Raw genomic sequence first — 22,993 nt, forward strand, 5'->3', positions numbered from 1 at the left:
ACTAAACAGTTACACGAGTCAAAGGCGGGGGGTAGCCATAAAAATACCCAGCACTTAGGCTGGGTATGGGGCTGGATATAGGTCACTAAATTAACGGTAACTAAAGCAGTTAAGTTAGCTCATTGGGCTTGTATTTAAGCAGACCTTGGCTTTTAAGCTCGTCATACCAAAGGTTGTGGTGCTGCATCGCCCAGTTTTCATCACAATAACCGGACACCATAGACTCAAGTCCACCTTCATTTAATACGGTAGCCATCCACACATGCACTATGGTAAACGCGATTAAGATCACAGCGGCCGCATCATGGGCCAGTAATGCCAGCACAGAAACATCCCGCGCTAGCTCTAATTTGGGCAATAACAGCAATAACCCCGACACTACGACCACTAGCCCAAACAGAGTTAAGGTCCAAAACCACATCTTTTCACCGGCATTGGCAAAGCCGCTATCAGGATGCTTACCCTTGAACGGCCCAAAGTTAATATAGCCGCCCACGGTCGCAAACCATTTAAGGTCGTACATCTTAAAGGTCTGTAGTGGTAGCCATTTCACTATGCATATTATCCAAGACACCATAAACACTGGGCTTATCCAATCGTGAATCGTTTTGCTGCCATAAATCAGCGCCGCCCAGATGGAAGCTGGCACTAAAGGTTGTAGCACAAAGCGCCCCAACAGAATGTTAAGCCCGGTAAACATCAAGGTTAAACAGCTAATAGCCATCAACCAATGCAGCCAAATATCAAGCTTACTCCAGCGTTCTACCATTTTTCCGGAAAAACCATGAGCCAATTTGGCCGGACCATTAATCAGAAAAAACAATAAGAACAAACCAAAGACACCGACAACCGCAAACGCCATCGCTGGCATCATGTACTCACTGCGAACTAGTTTACCCTCATTGCCAACCACATTAATGAGCTGATCGGCCCCTGTGGTTTGCGCTGAAGTCACCCCTTGATCGCCATTTTTAATGGCCGACCACAACTCGACCTCAGCTTGCTGCGGATGCAACTGTATGGTTTGCATCGCTTGCTGCTGCGCTGCGAGCACTTGTTGTTGCTGCGCCATTAACGCCTGCTCTGACGGCGCCGGCTTAGGGCTAGAGTCAGCGGCATAAGCCATGGGCGCTGTCACCAGTAGCACTAATGCCAACAGGTGACGGATTTGTTGAATCAACATCTGCATCTCCTTACCTAACACTTAGGTGGCATTACTGCGCTGGGATGCCCCCAGTCTCTGGCACATAGCCCCAAATGGCATCTGGGTTGCTGCGCGCCGCGACTCGAGCGCGGTATATGTTTGAAATCACTTCAGCATCGCCTGCCAGCAGCGCCTTGGTGGAACACATCTCAGCGCATAGCGGCAACTTGCCTTCGGCAATCCGGTTGGCGCCATAGAGCTTTTGCTGTTGCTCTGAGAAGTTATCCCCGGGGCCACCCGCGCAAAAGGTGCACTTATCCATTTTTCCGCGCGAACCAAAACTGGTTTTTTGCGGAAATTGGGGCGCACCAAAGGGACAAGCGTAAAAACAATAGCCGCAGCCAATGCAGGTTTCCTTATCGTGCAGCACTATGCCTTCATCGGTTCGATAAAAACAATCGGCAGGACACACGGCCATGCAAGGCGCATCACTGCAATGCATACAGGCCACAGATATTGACGCTTCCCCAGGTTCACCATCGTGCAAGGTCACCACGCGCCGACGCTGAATGCCCCAAACTAAGGCCTCAGAATTGGCATTGGAGCAAGCCGTGACGCAACCGTTACACTCGATGCAGCGCTTGGTGTCACATAAAAATTTCATGACTGCCATGATAGCAATCTCCTCATCAAGGGTTATGCCCGACTAATCTGGCACAGGGTGGCTTTGGTTTCTTGCATTTGAGTCACTATGTCGTAGCCATAGGTCATGGCGGTATTGGCGGACTCACCTATCACATAGGGCTCTGTGCCCTCAGGGTAATCCTTAGCCAAACTCTTAGACTCAAACACACCCGCGAAATGAAATGGCATAAAGGTTTCACCGGGAATTACCCTAGGTGTCACCATGGCCGCCACTTCAATGATCGCCCCTTCTGGACTATGCACTTTGACCTTATCACCATCGCGTATGCCCCGGTCTTGGGCATCCTTAGGATTAAGTTCTATGTACATTTCTTGCTGTAATTGCGCTAACCAAGGGTTTGAACGCGTCTCTTCACCGCCGCCTTCATATTCCACTATCCGCCCTGTGGTCAGCACTAGCGGAAAGTCTTTCGCAAAGTCTTGTTTTTGAATGGACTCGTACAAGGTTGGCAGCCGTGCCACATATTGATCAGCATAAGTTGGGTATAGCGGCACTAAGTCGCGCCTTGGGGTATAAAGCGGCTCTCTATGAATCGGAATATTGTCGGGGAAGGTCCAGACAGTGCAACGCGCCTTAGCATTGCCATAAGGAGTGCAACCATTGGCTATCGCCACGCGCTGAATACCCCCCGACAAATCTGTCTTCCAGTTTTTACCTTCGGCGGCGCTTTGCTCGGCTGGAGTTAACTGACTCCACCAGCCCAGTTGTTTAAGCATGGCATCGGTGAATTCTGGATAACCATCTTCAATGGCGCTGCCCTTAGACCATGAGTCAACCGCCAAGATACTTTTGCCCTCATGCTCAACCCCAAAGCGCGCCCTAAAGGTTCCGCCACCATTACGCACTTCTAGATCGGTGCGATATAAAATCTGGGTGCCTGGGTGCTTCATCTCGGGCGTACCCCAACATGGCCAAGGCAAACCATAGGTTTCACCAGCGCATGGGCCACCAGCGGCTTGCAAACTATCCGCGCTAAACTCGCCCCAGTTTTCTTGATGTAACTTCAAACGTTCTGGGCTTTGGCCGGTATAGCCTATGGTCCACATGCCGCGGTTAAACTCGCGGGTAATGTCTTCAACTAACGGCTCGCTGCCATTGACCTTAATGTTTTTAAACATTTGGGCATCTATGCCCCAATGCTTGGCCAACAAATAGATGATTTCATGATCGGGTTTACATTCAAACAAGGGCTCAATGACCTTAGAGCGCCATTGAATCGAGCGGTTAGTGGCTGAAACTGAACCATAGGTTTCAAACTGAGTGGCCGCGGGCAACAAATACACGCCATCACTGCGCTCAGGCATAACCCCTGCCATAGTAGGAAATGGGTCAACTACGACCACCATATCCATAGCATCTAGTGCTTTACGGACGGTGGGCCCACGGGTTTCAGTATTTACTGACTGCCCCCAGAAAAACGCCATACGGATATTGTCGCGCTGGGCAATTTTATCTTTGGGTTCAAGCACCCCATCTTGCCAACGGGAACACGGAATACCGGTTGAGTGCATTGGCTCTTGGCCGAGATAAGTGCCTTGATCAAAGCGGCTCTTCATCCACGCATATTCAAGCCCCCATACGGCGCCCCAGTGCTCCCACGCACCAGAGGTTAAGCCGTAGTAGCCCGGTAAATTATCAAACAATAAGCCAAAATCTGTGGCGCCTTGCACATTGTCGTGGCCACGGAAAATATTAGTGCCACCGCCAGGCACCCCCATGTTACCTAAGGCCAACTGCAAGATGCAGTAAGCGCGGGTATTGGAGTTGCCCATATGATGCTGAGTCCCCCCCATACACCAGACTATGGCGCCGGGGCGATAATCGGCCAGAATTTTTGCCACTCTAAACATCTGCTCTTTAGTGACACCCGCGATATTTTCGACCACATCCGGCGGGAATTTTTTCACTTCGTCACGGATTAACTCCATGCCGTACACACGCTCTTCTACAAACTGCTTATCTTCCCAGCCATTTTCAAAAATGTGCCATAACAAGCCGTAAATAAAAGGAATATCAGTACCCGGGCGAATATGAACATATTCATCACTCTTGGCCGCGGTATGAGTAAATCTGGGGTCGACCACTATGATTTTGGCGCCGCGCTCTTTACCAATCAAAATATGCTGCATGGCCACAGGGTGCGCTTCACAAGGATTGGCGCCCACAAAGATCATGCTCTTAGCATTACGCATATCATTGATTGAGTTGCTTTGCGCGCCATAGCCCCAAGTGTTGGCCACACCAGCCACCGTGGTTGAGTGACAAATGCGTGCTGAATGATCGACGTTATTTGTGCCCCATAAGGCCGCTAATTTGCGATAGAGATAGGCTTGCTCATTAGAAAATTTGGCGCTGCCCATAAAGAAAATGGAATCTGGCCCGGATTGCTCACGAATTTCGAGGGCTTTATTGCCGACCTCATTAATCGCTTGCTCCCAGCTAATGCGCTTCCACTTACCGCCTTCTTTTTTCATGGGGTATTTAAGACGACGATCGCCATGGCCAACTTCACGCACAGCAGCGCCTTTGGCACAATGACCACCGGAATTAAAGGGGTGATCAAAGGCGGGTTCTTGATCTGTCCACACGCCATTTTGCACATGAGCATAAATGCCACAGCCAACGGCGCAGTGTGTACAAATGGTTTTTTTTACTTCGATAGGGGTATCGTGGGGGATAAATTCGGCATGAGCTTTGCGCATCATGGCCGTGCCAAGCATGGAAGCGGCAGCTATGCCACCTGCGGATAATCCGGCAGTTTTAAGAAACTGACGGCGATTTAGGCCTAAGCCTGATTTGGGCAAGCTGACTTTATCTGATGTGCGTGTTAGTCGCATCACACATCCTCCTCTAATTGTTGACGCCTAAGCGCCTATCCGAAACCGTTTTATACTGCTGCGTTAACGCAAACTGGCATAGTAGGCACGAATATGGGGGGTTTCTCGGTAACCTTCACCTTTAACTACTGCAGGGGTGACGTCGTTTGATTCAGCTGCTACCGGTGCTATTACTATCACCGCTGCGCTCGCTACTGTGCCGACCGTTAAGGCTTTTAAGGCCTCTCGACGACTCATGGCTGCTTGCTGTTTCATGGCCTCTCCTATTAACACAAGGGCATATGCCCAACTTACGGAGGCATCCTTGCCTCCTTAATTCACTGTCTACTTTCCTATTACCGCTTGGGCGGCAGACAGTCCCGATAAGGGCTAATCGCCCTTAATTCACCTTAATCTCTTCCACTGCCGCTGTTTTTATATCGGAATTTCCAGGACAATTCACTGGAATATCTAGGCTTAATTGTTCAAATTCAGCCGCTTCTAATACGAAGAAGGCTTTGGCCAATTGTGCCACTGTGGCATAAAACGCTGCGCTTGGCGCTGCGGCTAAGGTATCGCAAAAACGATTAACCCAGCTGCTCATATGGCGCTGATAGAAAGCCAGTTGACGATAGCTTGGCATCTCTAAAATCAAGGTAGCCATCACTTCACATAAAGCGGCAACGTGATCTTCTGGCTCTTTGACGTTTTCTTCACGCTCAAAACCTAATTGCTTTAAGTCATTGCGCAGTAAGGCTAATGGCTTATCCATCAGCGAACCTGTCATAAACCAGCTACCGTAAGGCAGCACTTCACCGCGACCAACACCTAAGAAGACGTCAAAGTATTCATCTTCTAACTGGGTCGCGTTAAATTGCGCGGCGGCCAGTTTCAGCGCTAACCAGGCGCGGGTCATGTCATTGTCATCATTCGCTTCAATATCAAGCTCAGCTAAAAAGTCTAATAACTCTTGGCTAGGTTGGCGGCGAAGCAGGGCCGCAAGCAACTGATAAATATCGGCTCGCAACTGATCGTTTTCACTTACTTCTCTTACTTGGTCGGTCATATTTGCACTCTATCTCAGTTGCTTTTCTGGATCTTGAAGTATGTCTTCAAACATATCTTTAACGCGGCAATCACCGCACATTTTTAAGCGTTCAATATTGGCGCTAAAGGCACTGTGGGCCCCGACCATATCGAGCATGCGATGCACCATAGACTGGGTTGCAAACGCACTGCCACAGCGGATACATTCAAATGGCGCTTCTTCTTTAATAGTTTTAAGCGTCTGACGACTGTCACTATTAAAGTTGATTTGCGCAGTTAAGCTAATGGCATTTTCAGGACAGGCCGCTTCACACAAGCCGCACTGCACGCAATCTTGCTCAGTAAAGCGCAAGGCTGGCATGTCACCGCCATCACGCAGCGCCTGAGTTGGACAAATAGCCACACAAGACACACACAAGGTGCACTTTTCAAGATTAACATTCACTTGGCCAAACGGAATATTAGCCATAGGCACAATAGACACTACTGCGCCCGCTTGTGCATTAAGGTGATCGATAGCTGTATATAGCACGCTACGCTTAGGCGCTGCGGCAATTTGGGTTGGCGCGATAACCGGCCATAAATTACTGATAGCCAGCTGCGAATCAAGCTCGGCAATGGCAGCATCATGAATTAAGCTGATGCGCTCTGGTTGCCCCATTTCACTTAAGATGCGATTAGCTAAGGCCAATTCACCGTTCAGCATTTGGGTTAAGGTTGGCGCTGTAGTATCGGTTTGCATGATCAACACCTGGCGCGCACCAAAGGCTAACGCCGCAAACCAATGCTCCATCGAAGCGACTGTGATTTCTTCTAAGGCCACAGGCAAGACGTCACCCGCTAATTGCTGCTGCAATTGCTCGGCGGTGACATTGTTGTCATGGAATAAAATCACCGGGGCGACGCTGGCTTCATCACTAAAGCGCGCAATCAGCTTTTGCAGATAAGTTAATAACGACTGCGGATTAGGTAAGTCATAACTAATGGCGCCTGTTGGGCACGCATTGGTACAACTACCGGCGCCATGACACAGGTATGGGTCAATAGTGATCAACTTGTCTTGGCTGCTGATAGCATCTGCCGGACAGAAGTTAAGGCACAAGTTACAACCATTGATGCCATTGCGGTTATGAGCGCAAATATCGCTATTAACCTTAACGTATCTTGGTTTATCAAACTCACCGACTAACTCAGGAATGTCGCTAAGCGCGGCGGCTAATTTAGCTTCGTCATACCCCACATGAAAATAGCCTGGCGGCAACATTTCTAGGTTCAAATTTGGGGTGTGGCTTAAATCTAAAATCATATCAAAGTGTGGCTTGCGAATGGCCACCACACTTAATGGCGCTAAGGTTTCGCCTTGCTCAACTGTCACCTGAAATTGACCTAAAAAGCCTTTAATATCGACAATTTTATTATAAAAACATTCGACATTAACTGCTGAGTTCATCACTTTTTCAAGATGAGCATCCTCCTGACTGGTAATAGCATCAGTCGCTAAAATGACTAAGCTCGCCATTTGTGGCAGCTTAGCCGCTGCTAGGCGAGCTAAATCTTCTGGCCCAAGAATAAGCACATTACCTTGGGTGGTATAGCTCACTGTCGGAGGGATCAAATTCTGCAGAATTTGGGTATTCGCCATGACACGCTGGCGAATATTTTTCAGCTCCAGTGGATGTTGTTTATTGTTCACATTGCGTTCCTGAACATGACCCTGTTAATGACTTTGCGTGTGTGTTCCATTTTATATTGTTGAATTTCCATAAGAGTTCTACAAATACACACAGCAAGAGCCATACCAGAGTGGAGGCCTTTATAATTCACTAAACTAACCCAAAGTAACAGGTTGAGTTTCATCGATTGATTCGGTTGCCACTTTTTGAGAATTTGCCACTAATGGCTCTGGCAAATTGTCTATATTGTCATCTTGACTATTAAGCATGGCATCTGGCGCGGCTTCATCCTGCGCACTATCACTATCCACCACATCCATGACGTGATGATCATTGAGCTGACTATTGTGCTCAGCTAATTGTGCGGCTTGTTGCGCCTCTTTTTCGGCTAACTCTTTTTGCTCTCTTTCAATCACTCGCTTAAATACTTTATTGACTAGTTCAGCCGACACTTCAGCGCTTAATTTAGGCTGATTACTGTAATCCAGTGCATATTCAAGTAAGCCATCAATTTCATTAAAGTGAGGCTGTTTCCATAAGGCTCTTAATGCCGCTTTTTTCGCTAATGGGTCAACATTGTCGCCCATAAAGCTGGCAAAGCTGCCGCCCACTTCAATTTTTTCAGGATCGGGCAAGGGCTGTGGAGCCTCAGCTTCTGTAGGCTCTGCGTCCACGGGCAAGTCATCGCTGATTTGCGCTGATGATTCCTCTGTTGCCTGCTGCTCTAGCAAAGCTTTAGCTTCATCTTCCTTGGCTTCTGCAGCAACCTGTTGGCGACGTAAGTGCCAACGGCTGAGTAATCCGTTGCCAGATGTCATCGACTTCTCCCTTGCTGGGCTTGTTCTTTACGGCGGTTAACGTGTTTACGTCTGTGCGCACTGATTTCCACTTCGCCATGGCGAGTAATAAAAGCTTCTAACCAGCAGGCTACCGCATCAGGCATAGCCATGCTCAGTACTGGGGTATCGCCCTCTAAGCAACCCGCTGCGACATTTTGGTCAGCAGACACCACGGCTGGCACCCAAGTGCCATCTTCTAATTCATCGCAGACGATAAATAACGTTGGGTTTTCCATATCCAGATTGAGGCGATAGCTGGCGCGCTCATCTAAAAACAGCTCTAACGCCACGGTTTTAAAGCCTGCAGGGGTATTTTCATCCCCAGGTAATACTTGATCTAATTCCCATTGGATCGAGGTCCAGCGTCCCACTTGCTTCTCTACTTTTTTCAGAGAAACGTGCATAGGCCAAATACTTTCAGAATGTTGCATTATGACTCCGAATCTTAATCCTGCTTAAATCAGGAAGGATGTCGTTTACTAAGCGGATCGTGCTCGCTCAAGGGCTAAACCGCAACAAGCAATTTTGATGCCATAGCTGCATTGAGAGAGTTCTTTGAGCTGGATCATTAATTGCCGTATTCCATAGGGACAAATTGTCCAATTATCGCCTTAAGTAGGGACATAATCACCACTGCGACTAAGTAAAGTGAGATCTTTACCGCAAAATATAGCGTTTTAATTTTAGGTACGATCCTTGCAAGGTAAGGCGCAGAATTTAGCGAGACCAGAATCAATGACAACTCCAACATCAAAAATTGCTTTTATTAAAACTCAAGCCGAAGTGCCTATGACCATAGCTGTCACCGCAGTCAACGAAAAGGGCGAAGTTCAGGATAAATTCATCGCCTGCGAGCGGCCATTAACCATTTATCTAAATTGGCGCCCGATAGTGACCTTAATGACCTTAGGCGCCAGACCTGAGGCACTAGTGCTAGGTTATTTGAAAAACCAAGGGTTTATTTCAGATCTTAGCCAACTGAAATCTGTGATTGTCGACTGGGATACTAACTCTGCCGCGGTAGTTACTGATGAGCAAGATGCTGATATAGAACAAAAATTAAGTGAAAAAACCGTGACTACCGGTTGTGGTCAAGGCACAGTATTTGGCGGCTTTATGCAAGGCGTAGAAGATATTGTGCTGCCAACCCCAAGCCTGAAACAAAGCACCTTGTACGCGCTACTCAATAACATTAACGACTATAACGAAACCTACAAGAATGCAGGCGCAGTCCATGGTTGCGGTTTATGTGAAGATGCCACTATCACAGCCTTCGTGGAAGACATTGGTCGCCACAATGCAGTCGATACCTTGGCGGGCGACATGTGGCTAGCGCAAGACACTGGCAGTAATAAGATTTTCTACACCACAGGCCGCCTGACCTCAGAGATGGTGATTAAAGTGGCCAAAATGGGCATACCGGTTTTGTTATCTCGTAGCGGTGTTACCCAAATGGGATTAGAGCTAGCACAAAAGCTTGGTATTACTATGGTGGCGCGCGCTAAAGGCCGTCACTTCTTAGTGTACAACGGCGCAGAAACCATAACATTCGACGCCAAGCCAGAGGCCAAAGCATGACCGACAGCAGTGATCAGATTTACATGAGCGCTCGCCAAGTCGCTGACTATTTAGATTTAAATGAAAAGAAAGTCTATTCCATGGCTAATGACCGCATTTTGCCAGCGACTAAAATCACGGGTAAATGGTTATTCCCTAAGATTTTGATTGATAGATGGATTATGGACTCCTGCCATAATGGCATGCTCACCGACCGCATGCTGATCACTGGCAGTGATGACCCGTTATTGTCCATGACAGTCGCCCGCATGATGGCCGAAATTGGTAGCCGCGAGTTAATCAGCTATAGCTCCACAGGTTCGCGCCTAGGTTTAGATTTGCTGTCTAAAGGCTATGCCGATGTCTGTACCTTACATTGGGGCTCAATTGAAGAGCGCAACATTCGCCACCCCGCCTTACTTAAAGGTTATGCCAATCATCAGCAATGGGTCATGGTGCATGGTTATCAGCGCCGCCAAGGCTTACTGTTAAGACCAGATTTACATCACCTTGTCCAGCAGCAGCAACAATTGGCCTCGCAGCCATTGCGTTGGGTGAGTCGCCAAGGCGGCGCTGGTAGTCAGCAACATTTAGAGCATTGGCTACTAACCCAAGGCAAGCAACTCTCAGAAATCAATCAAGTGGTGACGGCTTATAGTGAGCGCGAGCTAGCAGGTTATATTGCTCGGGGGGACGCCGATGTTGGTTTTGGTTGTGAAGCTGTGGCCAACGAAAGCGACCTTATTTTCATTCCAATTTTGCATGAATCCTTTGATTTTGTGATGCCGCAAAACATCTATTTCAGACGCCAATTACAGCACTTGTTTAAGCTACTCACAAGCGCTGAATCAAGACAAATGGCAGCGTTATTGGGGGGGTACGATCTCTCAAATACTGGCAGCTTGATTTGGAGCGCGACCTAAATAAAAACAGGCCATTGATCTAATGGCCTGTTTTAGTTTTAGTCTTCATCTAATCGCTTATATGCCTAGGCCTTATATATCTAAGACTTATATGCCAAAGCTGGGCGCCATGCCAAATTTAGGCTGCTGCGCTTTAAGCTTTAACCATTGCTTACGATTGGCCGCGGGTAAATAACTCCAGGCCAATACGCGCGTGAGTTTATTACCTTGCTGCATCTCAATGACTTTTACCTCATCGGCGCCTAGCTGAGTTAATAACTTACGACACGGCGCAAGATTTTCGCCCTTAGAGACCAAAGACGTAAACCATAAACATTGATGGCTAAACTCACGGCTTTCGTTAATCATGTTAGTTAAAAAGCCTAACTCGCCGCCTTGACACCATAACTCATTGGCTTGACCGCCAAAGTTAAGCTTAGGCTCTGCCGCTTGCCCTTTAGCCAAGCCCAGATTATTCACTTTACGAGTGGCCGCTTGAGTAGCGGCTTGCGCTGATTCGTGAAATGGCGGATTGCACAGGGTAATGTCAAACAGTTCGCCCGCTTGCATAACCCCTTTAAAAATCGCACTTGGGTTAGATTGCAACCGCAATTGCAGCGCACTGGTTAACAAGGGATTAGCTTTAATGATGGCCGCAACATTATCTAATGAAGCCTGAGCGATATCCGATGCCACAAACTGCCAACCGTAACTGCTATGGCCAAGTAACGGATAGACACCATTAGCGCCAGTGCCGATATCAAGCAGCTTAATGGCCTTGCCTGTGATCGGCTTATTATTGATTTGCAGTAAATCCGCAATATGGTGAATGTAATCCACCCGCCCGGGTATAGGTGGGCACAAGGCGCCTACGGGTATGCTCCAGCCTTTAATGCCATAATCAGCCAGCAATATGGCGCTATTTAAGCTTTTAACGGCATCTGGGTTGGCAAAATCAATGGAAACTCGGCCATAGCCGTTATCTCGGGAAAAGCTAGATAAGCTCGGAAGAGCCAGACAAAGCCGTTCAAAATCATAACCTTTGCTATGAATATTGCGAGGGTGCAAACCGACTTTGTCGAGTGGCGCTGGGATTTTTTTCGTGTGTTTAAATGCCATATTGACCAATCTAAGACTGATCTACGTCAACACAGATCAATCATATAAATAACGGGTAAAGAGTAAATTGACGACCGATGCCTGACCAGTTTCCTTGGTCAATAGCTCATTGACGGTATCGTAACACTCACGCCGAATCTCTTCACGCCCAGTCAGTGATTTAATTTTTTCTTCGGTTTGATTTCCAATAATTTCAACAATGGCGCTGCGCAGCAAAGGATCGTGACGCTCTAATGCGGCTAAGTCAGCCGAGTTTTTTACCATCAATTCAACGGTAATGCGCACAAAACCTAACTTATTACCTTTGCTAAGATAATTAGTGACTATTTCGGGCTCAAAGCCGTAGTAACCAAAATCGTCTTTAACCTCTTCTGCCGCCATCGCGCTTGTCCCAATAACACTTGCAAGTATTATTATCATTGCCATTAGTATCTTCATGATAAACATCGATTCCTTAATTAATCTCAGCTGACAAGCTTTGCTATGTGTCGATTTTAGGTCATGGTAAACTGCTGGAGATAGTCATTATTGTGATGAGTTTTCCATGCCCATGACCGACCTTTGCTTTCCTAATGGTGAATCAATTCAATGGTTTTCGCCAGATAAACCCAACAAATTACCAGAAGGTCTTATGGCTCAATGGTTAGTCGATAAGGGAAGCTTAACTGCTAGGCTCAAAAATTGCTGTCAGCAATTCGATGTAAAATTGATAGCGGCAACTCAAACTACATCAAGCCTGTGGATCCGTGAAGTCTTGCTCTGTCTTGATGGTATTCCTTGGGTATTCGCCCATACCGAAATTCCCGATGCCTTAATGCACCACCCGCTAAGCCAATTGGCAACCTTAGGTAATCGGCCTTTGGGTGAACAATTGTTTGCCGGCAACTTTACCGCGGGCGCCATTGAAATCGCCAATTTTAACGGTCAAAAGGCGTTAGCGCGCCTACCTATGGCTATGGTAGCCACAGGCGAAGAGCCGCTTTGGGGACGCCGCCGTTATTTTCATTTAGGCGATCAATCATTAGTGGTTAGTGAAATCTTTTTGCCCAAAGCGCGCGCCGCCATTGAAGCGAGTGCTAGTGTTCAAAGTTAAGCAGCCAAACAAGTGAGCCTTAAGCGATTAGCCTTGAGTTGCTAGGTAACTGCCGACGCCATCAAGGAACATTTGTACCGATAGCATTACCAGCACCATACCCATTAATCGCTCCATAGCCGTTAAGCCTTTCTCACCAAGCACGCGCGTAAATACCTGATGGAACATTAAGATCACCGCGCTAAGCGCCCACGCAGAAGTCAGTGCTACAGTCCAATCGACCATACGATGCGGATCGGTATGCGCTAATAAAATCAGCGCCGCTAAAATAGAAGGGCCTGCCATTAACGGAATGGCCATAGGGACAATAAAGGGCTCTTCGCCAGCAGCTAGCCCTGTTACCCCACCAGGCTGGGGGAAAATCATTTTAATTGCGATAAGAAACAAGATAATCCCGCCGGCAATACTTACCGACTCAGAACGCAGATTTAAGAAATTGAGAATGGACTCGCCAGCGAATAAGAACATCATCATGATCACCAGCGATATTAATAGCTCGCGCACTAATACTCGTCGGCGTTTTTTGGGTTCTATATGGCGCAATATTGACGCGAATATGGGTAGGTTTCCCAGAGGATCCATAATCAAAAACAGCATGACAGCAGCCGACCAAGTTTCCATACAGGCACATCGCTATAGATCAAGAAGATACTGCAAGCATTCTATAACAATCTAGCCACAGGTCTATAGAAATCACCGTTAATACAACGACATTCACTTACATTTGTCATGCTATAAAATTAACAATACTATCTCTGCTGAAATCAATGACAACTGTTATAATGGCCGACTTATCTAGCCAACCCCTCTTGAGATTATGCTGTATTTAGTTGCGAGTTGCTTAGCCTTGCTATTAGGCCCCCTATTTTATCGTTATTTCACTTCGGGTAGTGGTTTACACAAGGGCTTAGATGGTTTCATTTTTGTCTCATTAGGTGGCTTAGTTCTTATCCACATTTTGCCAGAACTGTTAGAGCACGGTGGCCTGTTGGCGCTGGTGTTTGTGTTCTTAGGCTTGTGGGGACCCACCGCCAGCGAAAAGCTATTTCATCGCTGGTCAACCATGACCCACAATCTCACCTTAATCTTAGGTATCGGCGGGTTATTACTGCACACCATTACCGATGGCAGCGCTATGGCACTGTCGCAGCAAGAGGGTGCTTCGCCCTTATTAGCCCTAGGGGTCGTGCTGCACCGCTTACCTGTAGGCTTAGCTATCTGGTGGCTGTTAAAGCCGCAAGTGGGTACACGCTGGGCAAGCGCTATGCTTGCCGCCATGATGGCACTAACAGCCTTTGGCTACTTTGCCAGTGGCCCGCTTATCCAACATTTAAGCTTAGATAATACCGTTTATTTACAAGCCTTTGTCACCGGTTCTATCTTGCATGTGGTTATGCATCAGCCCCACGGGCAATCAGGCCATGACACTAAAGGCAAATACGAATATCAAGCCGGTATTGGCAGTTTGCTTGGTGTAGGGTTACTCATTCTGCTGTTGAGCTTGGATTCAGGCGCCCACAGCGATCATCATCATGATCACAGCACTGAGCAATTAATCGAATGGCTGACTAGCATAGCGCCGGTGTTATTACTGGCCTACGCCGCCGCCAGCCTTAGATTTGTGTTTGGCATTCGCCCTAATACTCATAAGCTCAATAGCTTGTGGCTACAACGTTTAGCAGGTCCTGAGGCACTGTTAGTGACCTTATTCTTGCTTGGCCCTAAGATGATGCTGCTACAAGGAGCAGGGCTGCTGGTGATTGGCGCTATGCTGAGTTATTGGAAAATAACCCCAGTTCAGCCCCATCAACACATACCACATCAGTCGATTCAGTTTGGTTTTGTCCACTTAGTTGACCGCTCTGCGCCTTGGATTATCTTCTGTTTAATCCTCGCCAATTTAGTGGGCCACCCATCTGTGCCTCTTAATCATCCGCTATTACAACTCGCAGTATTGGCGATAGTGTTTCTGCCGAGTCGTTTTTGTAACTTGGCAGGCGCCGTGCTTGCGGTTGCGCTTGCCAATAGCGGTTGGAGCAATACCGCCGTACTATTTGCCTTAATCGCCGCCCCAATAGCTAACAAAGCGCAATTGATGGACTTAACTTGGGCGCAAAGATCACTGTTAGTCGCCGCTATGGCAGCTACCTTATTCATAGGTTCAAGCTTGGAAATTAGTTGGCAGCCATGGTTAGTCTTGCCTGAAAGTGTTAACTACATGGCCTTAGGTATGTTGGCATTATTGTTTGCTGGTAGTTTATTACGTGTGGGGCCAAGAGGGGTAATGAAACGCTTAATGCTTGATAAAGTAAAAATTAGTCATCACCACGATGGCCATGATCACCATCATTGACATCAAGTTGATAAGCATACAGGCTAACTTAAGTTAACTAACGAGATTAGCCTGTATGTGTATTTTGTTTTTGGCCATCGCTGCCCATCCTAGCTATCCACTGATAGTTTGTGCGAATCGCGATGAGTTTCATCATAGAGCCACCCAACCCTTGCATCGCTGGCAGCAACCGTCTGGCATTCTCGCGGGCAAGGATTTACAAGCCGGTGGCACTTGGCTTGGTATCAATCAGCAAGGGAATTTTGCAGCCCTCACCAACCTGAGAGCACCAGCATCTGAGCAGCAAAATCGCCTGTCACGAGGAGAATTAGTACTTAAGGCGCTCACTACAGAAAATATCAGCCCTTGGCTAAGCAAACATGCCCGCAGTTACAACCCGTTTAATCTAATTTACCAGCAAGATAATGAGTGCTATTGCTTTAATAGCTTGCTCGGCATAAGTCAAAAACTCGCCCCAGGTTTTCATGCGATTAGTAATGGCGCCATGGATGATGAATGGCCGAAGATGGCAACAGGTCGTAATGCCTTAGAAGCCCTAATAACTACTTCACCTACACTCACCCATCAGCAATTAGAGCCACTACTGCGCGACCAAAGTCGCCCAGAGGATGCGCAGCTACCTGATACCGGCGTGAGTAAAGAGTGGGAGCGCTTGCTGTCAGCCATCTTTATCACCAGTCCAGACTATGGCACTCGCAGCGCAAGCGTTCTAATTAAAGACAACTATGGTAACTGCGCCCTTAGCGAGACTCGATTTAACAACAAGGGCAAGATACTTAGCACTGAGCTCGTTAATCTGAAGAATGATCATGGGTAATTACCCATTTACCATCCATCTTTTCTATCAACAAGGTAAACACGCCAGAGGGCGCATCTTTGACTCGTTTTAGCTGCCAGCGGCCAACCACTAATGCCGAGTAATTACTGAGCATGCGGATTTCTTTGACGGTAAAACTTAACTTACCCAGAGATTGTGCGTTGGGGTAATTGCGCTTATAGGCAGCTAAAATCTCCTGCCAGCCATAATTAAACTTACCTGCGGACACAAAGCGCAGCTTAGGGTTATTCCAATAACCTTGCATATAAGCATCTAGATCCCCTTGATTCCACGCTTGTTCTTGTGCCCTGATCACAGCCATTATGTCATCGGTAGGTACCGCCTGTAGTGGCAGCGACATGGTTAGCAACATCAATAAATACCAGTGGCGTAGCATTGAATTTCTCCCTTTACTCAATTACCTCCACTATACCCAAGTGAGTCTCAGATGCTAATCTCAATCATAATTTTGCGTCATGCACCGAGTTAACTGCAATAAAAGCGAATATCCTTAATAATAAATCAAGGTCATCAAGTGCTTGTTCATAAAAGCTAAACCTAGCTATTGCGGCGCTGTGATATGCTAATAATTGCTTTACTAGTTAATCCCATAACCTTTTTCAGCACTAATAGTGAGTCACTATGGTTTATCAATTTTGCCGCTGGTTAATGAAAATATCAGGTTGGAGTTTTGAAGGCGCGCCACCCGCCATCAATCAGTACATTATGATTGTTGGCCCCCATACCAGTAATTGGGATTTTATTATTGGAGTTATCGCTAGAGGCGCGCTCAACACTAAGATTAACTTTCTAGGTAAGCATCAATTATTTATACCGCCTTGGGGATGGTTTTTTAAAGCAATTGGCGGCAGTCCAGTCGATAGAAGAAAAAAAAATAATCTGGTGGATTCGGCGGCGCAGTTATTCGCAAACCACCCGCACTATAAATTAGCACTAGCACCAGAGGGCACTCGTAGCCCAGTAACTCGCTGGAAAACGGGCTTTTATCATATAGCCACTAAATCCAAGGTTCCTATTGTTGTTGTTGGCCTTGATTTTAGTCGCAAAAAAATTGTTATTGCCGCGCCACTCATGCCAAGTGACAATCAAGCGCAGGACATCAATCAATTATTAGATTTCTTTCGCACCATTAACGGCTGTAAACCTAAGCTCATTCCAAAATATACGGATTAATAGCCGCACTTGCTCGAAGCTTGAATCGATTATGTTTACAATAGATGTCACTAATGTAAGGCTCACTCTTAGGAAATCTCATGAAAATTGTTATAAATACTGCAAGCGCACCTGCCGCTATCGGTCCTTATTCTCAAGGTATGGCGTTCGACAACTTAGTATTTACCTCTGGCCAAATTCCTTTAGATCCAGCCACTATGGAATTTGTTCCAGGCGGCATTAAAGAGCAATCACAGCAATCACTAACAAACCTTAAGGCTGTGTTAGAGCAAGCGGGGGCGGGTTTAGATACTGTAATTAAAACTACCTGTTTCTTAGCTGATATGGCCGATTTTGCGGCATTTAACGAAGTGTACACTGAGTTCTTTGGCACTCAAGCCGCTCCAGCGCGCTCATGCATTCAAGCCGCACGCTTACCAAAAGATGCCTTAGTAGAAGTGGAAGCTATTGCTTTCATACGATAAGTAAAAATAAGCACCAACACAAGGTCACTCATGGTGACCTTTTTATTACCCGTAAATCGAATCCAGAAAGCCCTTCCAAGCTATTGTTCAGTAGCCCCTCAGTTATACCCCAAATAAATTAGGCCAACGGCTTGAAAGGTTAAGTGCTAGCAGCCTTCAACAACCAAAAAGCATCATAAAAATCCCAAACGAAAAAAGCCCGTTGCATGGCAACGGGCTTTATCGACTCTCTTCCGAGAAATTAGGCGCCTGGAGATGACCTACTCTCGCATGGGGAAACCCCACACTACCATCGGCGCGACTGCGTTTCACTTCTGAGTTCGGAATGGGATCAGGTGGTGCCACAGTGCTATGGTCTCCAGACAAATTTGGAAATTCAGAAAGCTAATTATTGAGTACTCAATCTTCAATCAAGTATTTTTCGATTCTTTCAGGCTTGTTCAGTAAAACCCATCTGGGTTGTATGGTTAAGCCTCTCGGGTCATTAGTACAAGTTAGCTCAACGCCTCACAACGCTTACACACCTTGCCTATCAACGTCCTAGTCTCGGACGGCCCTTCAGAGGACTTATAGTCCTAGGGATGACTCATCTTGGGGCTCGCTTCCCGCTTAGATGCTTTCAGCGGTTATCGATTCCGAACGTAGCTACCGGGCAATGCCATTGGCATGACAACCCGAACACCAGCGGTTCGTCCACTCCGGTCCTCTCGTACTAGGAGCAGCTCCCCTCAATCATCCAACGCCCACGGCAGATAGGGACCGAACTGTCTCACGACGTTCTGAACCCAGCTCGCGTACCACTTTAAATGGCGAACAGCCATACCCTTGGGACCGACTTCAGCCCCAGGATGTGATGAGCCGACATCGAGGTGCCAAACACCGCCGTCGATATGAACTCTTGGGCGGTATCAGCCTGTTATCCCCGGAGTACCTTTTATCCGTTGAGCGATGGCCCTTCCATTCAGAACCACCGGATCACTATGACCTACTTTCGTACCTGCTCGACGTGTCTGTCTCGCAGTTAAGCTGGCTTATGCCATTGCACTAACCGTACGATGTCCGACCGTACTTAGCCAACCTTCGTGCTCCTCCGTTACTCTTTGGGAGGAGACCGCCCCAGTCAAACTACCCACCAGGCACTGTCCCTAATCCCGATAAGGGACCTAGGTTAGAACATCAAAACTACAAGGGTGGTATTTCAAGGACGACTCCACACAAACTAGCGTTCATGCTTCAAAGTCTCCCACCTATCCTACACATGTAGGTTCAATGTTCAGTGCCAAGCTATAGTAAAGGTTCACGGGGTCTTTCCGTCTAGCCGCGGGTATACGGCATCTTCACCGCAATTTCAACTTCACTGAGTCTCGGCTGGAGACAGCGTGGCCATCATTACGCCATTCGTGCAGGTCGGAACTTACCCGACAAGGAATTTCGCTACCTTAGGACCGTTATAGTTACGGCCGCCGTTTACCGGGGCTTCGATCATGAGCTTCTCCGAAGATAACCCAATCAATTAACCTTCCGGCACCGGGCAGGCGTCACACCGTATACGTCATCTTGCGATTTTGCACAGTGCTGTGTTTTTGATAAACAGTTGCAGCCACCTGGTATCTGCGACTCCCGCTAGCTTAGAGAGCAAGTCTCATCACCGGCAGGAGCGTACCTTCTCCCGAAGTTACGGTACCATTTTGCCTAGTTCCTTCAGCCGAGTTCTCTCAAGCGCCTTGGTATTCTCTACCCGACCACCTGTGTCGGTTTGGGGTACGATTCCTGCTAACCTGAAGCTTAGAAGATTTTCCTGGAAGCATGGCATCAACTACTTCAGTCCCGTAGGACCTCGTCATCAGCTCTCAGCGTATGTATTCCCGGATTTGCCTAAGAATACCGCCTACCACCTTAAACGCGGACTACCAACGCCGCGCTAGCCTAGCCTTCTCCGTCTCTCCATCGCAGTTAGCACAAGTACGGGAATATTAACCCGTTTCCCATCGACTACGCCTTTCGGCCTCGCCTTAGGGGTCGACTCACCCTGCCCCGATTAACGTTGGACAGGAACCCTTGGTCTTCCGGCGAGGGGGTTTTTCACCCCCTTTATCGTTACTCATGTCAGCATTCGCACTTCTGATACCTCCAGCGTGGGTTACCCCTTCACCTTCAACGGCTTACAGAACGCTCCTCTACCGCGCATCTCTAATGAAATGCACCCGTAGCTTCGGTGACTAGCTTAGCCCCGTTACATCTTCCGCGCAGGCCGACTCGACTAGTGAGCTATTACGCTTTCTTTAAATGATGGCTGCTTCTAAGCCAACATCCTAGCTGTCTAAGCCTTCCCACATCGTTTCCCACTTAGCTAGTACTTTGGGACCTTAGCTGACGGTCTGGGTTGTTTCCCTTTTGACAACGGACGTTAGCACCCGCTGTCTGTCTCCCGCATAGTACTCATTGGTATTCGGAGTTTGCAAAGGGTTGGTAAGTCGGGATGACCCCCTAGCCTTAACAGTGCTCTACCCCCAATGGTATTCGTGCGAGGCGCTACCTAAATAGCTTTCGAGGAGAACCAGATATCTCCCGGTTTGATTGGCCTTTCACCCCCAGCCACAAGTCATCCGCTAATTTTTCAACATTAGTCGGTTCGGTCCTCCAGTTGATGTTACTCAACCTTCAACCTGCCCATGGCTAGATCACCGGGTTTCGGGTCTACACCTAGCAACTAAACGCGCAGTTAACACTCGGTTTCCCTACGGCTCCGCTATTCGCTTAACCTCGCTACTAAATGTAAGTCGCTGACCCATTATACAAAAGGTACGCAGTCACGGTCTCAAGAACCGCTCCCACTGCTTGTACGTATACGGTTTCAGGTTCTATTTCACTCCCCTCACAGGGGTTCTTTTCGCCTTTCCCTCACGGTACTGGTTCACTATCGGTCAGTCAGGAGTATTTAGCCTTGGAGGATGGTCCCCCCATGTTCAGACAACATATCACGTGTGCCGCCTTACTCGTTTTCATCTAAGGTTAGTTTTCATGTACGGGACTATCACCCTGTACCGTTGGACTTTCCAGACCATTCCACTAACACCCCCTAGACTTAAGGGCTAATCCCCGTTCGCTCGCCGCTACTTAGGGAATCTCGGTTGATTTCTTTTCCTCTGGGTACTTAGATGTTTCAGTTCCCCAGGTTCGCCTCATACAGCTATGTATTCACTGTATGATGACCACTTATGTGGCCGGGTTTCCCCATTCGGACATCGTTAGCTCAAATGCTTGTTACTAGCTCGCCAACGCTTTTCGCAAGTTACTACGTCCTTCATCGCCTCTGACTGCCAAGGCATCCACCGTATACGCTTAGTCACTTAACCATACAACCCAAATGAGTTTCACTTGAGCGTATTGCAACTAGCTGGTTTTTACTGTCTCTTGCTTTCGCAAAAGAACGCCTTGATTTACTTCATTTCTGAAGTTAAAGAATATCCAAAACACTTGATTAAAGTATTTTGAGAACTCAATTTTGTATCACCTAATGCTCGCGCATTAAGTTCTACTATCAGCTTTCCAAATTTTTAAAGAACGACACCCCTTCAAAGGAAGGTAATGTTTTGCTCGTCAACAAGACAAGGCAATCTGTGTGAACACTCAACAGTAATGCTAAATCGCATAGGTAAGGAGGTGATCCAGCCCCAGGTTCCCCTAGGGCTACCTTGTTACGACTTCACCCCAGTCATGAACCACACCGTGGTAAACGCCCTCCCCGAAGGGTTAAGCTATCTACTTCTGGTGCAGCCCACTCCCATGGTGTGACGGGCGGTGTGTACAAGGCCCGGGAACGTATTCACCGTGGCATTCTGATCCACGATTACTAGCGATTCCGACTTCATGGAGTCGAGTTGCAGACTCCAATCCGGACTACGATCGGCTTTGTGAGATTAGCTCCACCTCGCGGCTTTGCAACCCTCTGTACCGACCATTGTAGCACGTGTGTAGCCCTACTCGTAAGGGCCATGATGACTTGACGTCGTCCCCACCTTCCTCCGGTTTATCACCGGCAGTCTCCCTAGAGTTCCCACCATTACGTGCTGGCAAATAAGGATAAGGGTTGCGCTCGTTGCGGGACTTAACCCAACATTTCACAACACGAGCTGACGACAGCCATGCAGCACCTGTCTCAGAGTTCCCGAAGGCACTAAGCTATCTCTAGCGAATTCTCTGGATGTCAAGAGTAGGTAAGGTTCTTCGCGTTGCATCGAATTAAACCACATGCTCCACCGCTTGTGCGGGCCCCCGTCAATTCATTTGAGTTTTAACCTTGCGGCCGTACTCCCCAGGCGGTCTACTTAATGCGTTAGCTTGAGAGCCCAGTGTTCAAGACACCAAACTCCGAGTAGACATCGTTTACGGCGTGGACTACCAGGGTATCTAATCCTGTTTGCTCCCCACGCTTTCGTGCATGAGCGTCAGTCTTTGTCCAGGGGGCCGCCTTCGCCACCGGTATTCCTTCAGATCTCTACGCATTTCACCGCTACACCTGAAATTCTACCCCCCTCTACAAGACTCTAGTTTGCCAGTTCAAAATGCAATTCCCAGGTTGAGCCCGGGGCTTTCACATCTCGCTTAACAAACCGCCTGCGCACGCTTTACGCCCAGTAATTCCGATTAACGCTCGGACCCTCCGTATTACCGCGGCTGCTGGCACGGAGTTAGCCGGTCCTTCTTCTGTAGGTAACGTCACAGCTAACGGGTATTAACCGTCAACCTTTCCTCCCTACTGAAAGTGCTTTACAACCCGAAGGCCTTCTTCACACACGCGGCATGGCTGCATCAGGGTTTCCCCCATTGTGCAATATTCCCCACTGCTGCCTCCCGTAGGAGTCTGGGCCGTGTCTCAGTCCCAGTGTGGCTGATCATCCTCTCAGAACAGCTAGGGATCGTCGCCTAGGTGAGCCTTTACCTCACCTACTAGCTAATCCCACCTGGGCTTATCCATCAGCGCAAGGACCCGAAGGCTCCCCTGCTTTCCCCCGTAGGGCGTATGCGGTATTAGCAGTCGTTTCCAACTGTTATCCCCCACAAATGGGCAAATTCCCAGGCATTACTCACCCGTCCGCCGCTCGCCGGCAAAGTAACAAGTTACTTCCCGCTGCCGCTCGACTTGCATGTGTTAGGCCTGCCGCCAGCGTTCAATCTGAGCCATGATCAAACTCTTCAATTAAAGTTTTGTTCGGACCCAAAGGTCCTGCTCAATGAATTCTGTCGATTCGATGATAAATCACCGAAT

General features: G+C 47.9%; 19 protein-coding genes and 3 rRNA genes. 7 read left to right on the forward strand and 15 right to left on the reverse strand.

Features of this window, described 5'->3' with window-relative positions:
* Positions 1-109: 109 nt before the first annotated feature.
* The 8 genes from AC1HDP_RS12500 to AC1HDP_RS12535 form a co-directional block, all read right to left on the reverse strand.
* The gene (locus AC1HDP_RS12500; RefSeq protein ID WP_479639018.1) at positions 110-1,204 is read right to left on the reverse strand and encodes a formate dehydrogenase subunit gamma; all 1,095 of its coding nucleotides are present in this window, start codon (positions 1,202-1,204) and stop codon (positions 110-112) included.
* A 10-nt stretch (positions 1,205-1,214) separates the two neighbouring features.
* Positions 1,215-1,817 (reverse strand): formate dehydrogenase FDH3 subunit beta, encoded by a 603-nt coding sequence (gene fdh3B / locus AC1HDP_RS12505; RefSeq protein ID WP_479639019.1) that lies wholly within the window; start codon positions 1,815-1,817, stop codon positions 1,215-1,217.
* Positions 1,818-1,840: 23 nt separating this feature from the next.
* A complete protein-coding gene (locus tag AC1HDP_RS12510; protein WP_479639020.1) occupies positions 1,841-4,687 on the reverse strand; it encodes a molybdopterin-dependent oxidoreductase in 2,847 nt (948 codons plus the stop codon).
* A gap of 63 nt (positions 4,688-4,750) precedes the next feature.
* Positions 4,751-4,942 (reverse strand): formate dehydrogenase, encoded by a 192-nt coding sequence (locus AC1HDP_RS12515; RefSeq protein ID WP_140930099.1) that lies wholly within the window; start codon positions 4,940-4,942, stop codon positions 4,751-4,753.
* Between the two features lie 124 nt (positions 4,943-5,066).
* A complete protein-coding gene (locus AC1HDP_RS12520) occupies positions 5,067-5,732 on the reverse strand; it encodes a TorD/DmsD family molecular chaperone (protein WP_479639021.1) in 666 nt (221 codons plus the stop codon).
* Between the two features lie 9 nt (positions 5,733-5,741).
* Positions 5,742-7,355 carry a 4Fe-4S binding protein gene (locus AC1HDP_RS12525; protein WP_479639888.1) on the reverse strand — a complete coding sequence of 538 codons (1,614 nt, stop codon included), beginning with the start codon at positions 7,353-7,355 and terminating at the stop codon, positions 5,742-5,744.
* A gap of 186 nt (positions 7,356-7,541) precedes the next feature.
* Positions 7,542-8,204, reverse strand: a complete 663-nt coding sequence (locus AC1HDP_RS12530) for a DUF3306 domain-containing protein (protein WP_479639022.1) — start codon at positions 8,202-8,204, stop codon at positions 7,542-7,544.
* A complete protein-coding gene (locus AC1HDP_RS12535; protein WP_140930102.1) occupies positions 8,201-8,656 on the reverse strand; it encodes a DUF3305 domain-containing protein in 456 nt (151 codons plus the stop codon). Before AC1HDP_RS12535 ends, AC1HDP_RS12530 begins: the two co-directional genes overlap by 4 nt.
* A gap of 304 nt (positions 8,657-8,960) precedes the next feature.
* Here AC1HDP_RS12535 and AC1HDP_RS12540 point away from each other — a divergent pair, with 304 nt between their 5' ends.
* Both AC1HDP_RS12540 and AC1HDP_RS12545 read left to right on the forward strand, forming a co-directional pair.
* A complete protein-coding gene (locus AC1HDP_RS12540) occupies positions 8,961-9,803 on the forward strand; it encodes a formate dehydrogenase accessory sulfurtransferase FdhD (protein WP_479639023.1) in 843 nt (280 codons plus the stop codon).
* Positions 9,800-10,705, forward strand: a complete 906-nt coding sequence (locus tag AC1HDP_RS12545) for a substrate-binding domain-containing protein (RefSeq protein ID WP_479639024.1) — start codon at positions 9,800-9,802, stop codon at positions 10,703-10,705. Before AC1HDP_RS12540 ends, AC1HDP_RS12545 begins: the two co-directional genes overlap by 4 nt.
* An 87-nt stretch (positions 10,706-10,792) precedes the next feature.
* Here the strand turns inward: AC1HDP_RS12545 and rlmF are convergent, their stop codons facing one another.
* Both rlmF and AC1HDP_RS12555 read right to left on the reverse strand, forming a co-directional pair.
* Positions 10,793-11,803: a 23S rRNA (adenine(1618)-N(6))-methyltransferase RlmF gene (rlmF, locus tag AC1HDP_RS12550; RefSeq protein WP_479639025.1), complete on the reverse strand. Its 1,011-nt coding sequence runs from the start codon at positions 11,801-11,803 to the stop codon at positions 10,793-10,795.
* A gap of 36 nt (positions 11,804-11,839) precedes the next feature.
* Entirely contained in the window at positions 11,840-12,184 is a 345-nt protein-coding gene (locus AC1HDP_RS12555) for a flagellar basal body-associated protein FliL (RefSeq protein WP_479639026.1), read from the reverse strand.
* A gap of 163 nt (positions 12,185-12,347) precedes the next feature.
* Between AC1HDP_RS12555 and AC1HDP_RS12560 the strand changes: the two genes are divergently transcribed.
* Positions 12,348-12,896, forward strand: a complete 549-nt coding sequence (locus tag AC1HDP_RS12560) for a chorismate--pyruvate lyase family protein (protein WP_479639027.1) — start codon at positions 12,348-12,350, stop codon at positions 12,894-12,896.
* A 27-nt stretch (positions 12,897-12,923) separates the two neighbouring features.
* On the opposite strand, the gene AC1HDP_RS12565 is transcribed toward AC1HDP_RS12560, so the two are convergent.
* Complete coding sequence (locus AC1HDP_RS12565; RefSeq protein WP_140930107.1) at positions 12,924-13,517, reverse strand: YhgN family NAAT transporter; 594 nt, start codon at positions 13,515-13,517, stop codon at positions 12,924-12,926.
* A gap of 196 nt (positions 13,518-13,713) precedes the next feature.
* Between AC1HDP_RS12565 and AC1HDP_RS12570 the strand changes: the two genes are divergently transcribed.
* Together AC1HDP_RS12570 and AC1HDP_RS12575 are read left to right on the forward strand one after the other, a co-directional pair.
* Positions 13,714-15,249 (forward strand): metal transporter, encoded by a 1,536-nt coding sequence (locus tag AC1HDP_RS12570; protein ID WP_479639028.1) that lies wholly within the window; start codon positions 13,714-13,716, stop codon positions 15,247-15,249.
* Between the two features lie 55 nt (positions 15,250-15,304).
* On the forward strand, positions 15,305-16,066 hold the full coding sequence (locus tag AC1HDP_RS12575) for an NRDE family protein (protein WP_479639029.1): 762 nt from the start codon (positions 15,305-15,307) through the stop codon (positions 16,064-16,066).
* Here the strand turns inward: AC1HDP_RS12575 and AC1HDP_RS12580 are convergent.
* A complete protein-coding gene (locus tag AC1HDP_RS12580) occupies positions 16,041-16,463 on the reverse strand; it encodes a YybH family protein (protein ID WP_479639030.1) in 423 nt (140 codons plus the stop codon). The two genes, AC1HDP_RS12575 and AC1HDP_RS12580, sit on opposite strands and share 26 nt — an antisense overlap.
* A 245-nt stretch (positions 16,464-16,708) precedes the next feature.
* On the opposite strand from AC1HDP_RS12580, the gene AC1HDP_RS12585 reads away from it, so the two are divergent.
* The gene (locus AC1HDP_RS12585) at positions 16,709-17,260 is read left to right on the forward strand and encodes a lysophospholipid acyltransferase family protein (RefSeq protein WP_479639031.1); all 552 of its coding nucleotides are present in this window, start codon (positions 16,709-16,711) and stop codon (positions 17,258-17,260) included.
* An 80-nt stretch (positions 17,261-17,340) separates the two neighbouring features.
* Positions 17,341-17,724: a RidA family protein gene (locus AC1HDP_RS12590; RefSeq protein WP_140930112.1), complete on the forward strand. Its 384-nt coding sequence runs from the start codon at positions 17,341-17,343 to the stop codon at positions 17,722-17,724.
* Positions 17,725-17,971: 247 nt separating this feature from the next.
* On the opposite strand, the gene rrf is transcribed toward AC1HDP_RS12590, so the two are convergent.
* The 3 genes from rrf to AC1HDP_RS12605 form a co-directional block, all read right to left on the reverse strand.
* Positions 17,972-18,087, reverse strand: a 5S ribosomal RNA gene (gene rrf, locus AC1HDP_RS12595).
* A gap of 100 nt (positions 18,088-18,187) precedes the next feature.
* Positions 18,188-21,080, reverse strand: a 23S ribosomal RNA gene (locus AC1HDP_RS12600).
* A 300-nt stretch (positions 21,081-21,380) separates the two neighbouring features.
* Positions 21,381-22,927: ribosomal RNA gene (locus tag AC1HDP_RS12605) — 16S ribosomal RNA — on the reverse strand.
* Together the 16S, 23S and 5S rRNA genes form the textbook arrangement of a ribosomal RNA operon.
* Between the last annotated feature and the right edge of the window lie 66 nt (positions 22,928-22,993).

It is taken from the genome of Shewanella sp. ISS20 (assembly GCF_056522965.1).

Bases quoted from the DNA above. Each gene is read 5' to 3' on its own strand.
- fdh3B (WP_479639019.1), bottom strand. From the start codon at position 1,817: ATGGCAGTCATGAAATTTTTATGTGACACCAAGCGCTGCATCGAGTGT.
- AC1HDP_RS12510 (WP_479639020.1), bottom strand. From the start codon at position 4,687: ATGCGACTAACACGCACATCAGATAAAGTCAGCTTGCCCAAATCAGGC.
- AC1HDP_RS12515 (WP_140930099.1), bottom strand. From the start codon at position 4,942: ATGAAACAGCAAGCAGCCATGAGTCGTCGAGAGGCCTTAAAAGCCTTA.
- AC1HDP_RS12520 (WP_479639021.1), bottom strand. From the start codon at position 5,732: ATGACCGACCAAGTAAGAGAAGTAAGTGAAAACGATCAGTTGCGAGCC.
- AC1HDP_RS12525 (WP_479639888.1), bottom strand. From the start codon at position 7,355: ATGGCGAATACCCAAATTCTGCAGAATTTGATCCCTCCGACAGTGAGC.
- AC1HDP_RS12530 (WP_479639022.1), bottom strand. From the start codon at position 8,204: ATGACATCTGGCAACGGATTACTCAGCCGTTGGCACTTACGTCGCCAA.
- AC1HDP_RS12535 (WP_140930102.1), bottom strand. From the start codon at position 8,656: ATGCAACATTCTGAAAGTATTTGGCCTATGCACGTTTCTCTGAAAAAA.
- AC1HDP_RS12540 (WP_479639023.1), top strand. From the start codon at position 8,961: ATGACAACTCCAACATCAAAAATTGCTTTTATTAAAACTCAAGCCGAA.
- AC1HDP_RS12545 (WP_479639024.1), top strand. From the start codon at position 9,800: ATGACCGACAGCAGTGATCAGATTTACATGAGCGCTCGCCAAGTCGCT.
- rlmF (WP_479639025.1), bottom strand. From the start codon at position 11,803: ATGGCATTTAAACACACGAAAAAAATCCCAGCGCCACTCGACAAAGTC.
- AC1HDP_RS12555 (WP_479639026.1), bottom strand. From the start codon at position 12,184: ATGGCGGCAGAAGAGGTTAAAGACGATTTTGGTTACTACGGCTTTGAG.
- AC1HDP_RS12560 (WP_479639027.1), top strand. From the start codon at position 12,348: ATGCCCATGACCGACCTTTGCTTTCCTAATGGTGAATCAATTCAATGG.
- AC1HDP_RS12565 (WP_140930107.1), bottom strand. From the start codon at position 13,517: ATGGAAACTTGGTCGGCTGCTGTCATGCTGTTTTTGATTATGGATCCT.
- AC1HDP_RS12570 (WP_479639028.1), top strand. From the start codon at position 13,714: ATGCTGTATTTAGTTGCGAGTTGCTTAGCCTTGCTATTAGGCCCCCTA.
- AC1HDP_RS12575 (WP_479639029.1), top strand. From the start codon at position 15,305: ATGTGTATTTTGTTTTTGGCCATCGCTGCCCATCCTAGCTATCCACTG.
- AC1HDP_RS12580 (WP_479639030.1), bottom strand. From the start codon at position 16,463: ATGCTACGCCACTGGTATTTATTGATGTTGCTAACCATGTCGCTGCCA.
- AC1HDP_RS12585 (WP_479639031.1), top strand. From the start codon at position 16,709: ATGGTTTATCAATTTTGCCGCTGGTTAATGAAAATATCAGGTTGGAGT.
- AC1HDP_RS12590 (WP_140930112.1), top strand. From the start codon at position 17,341: ATGAAAATTGTTATAAATACTGCAAGCGCACCTGCCGCTATCGGTCCT.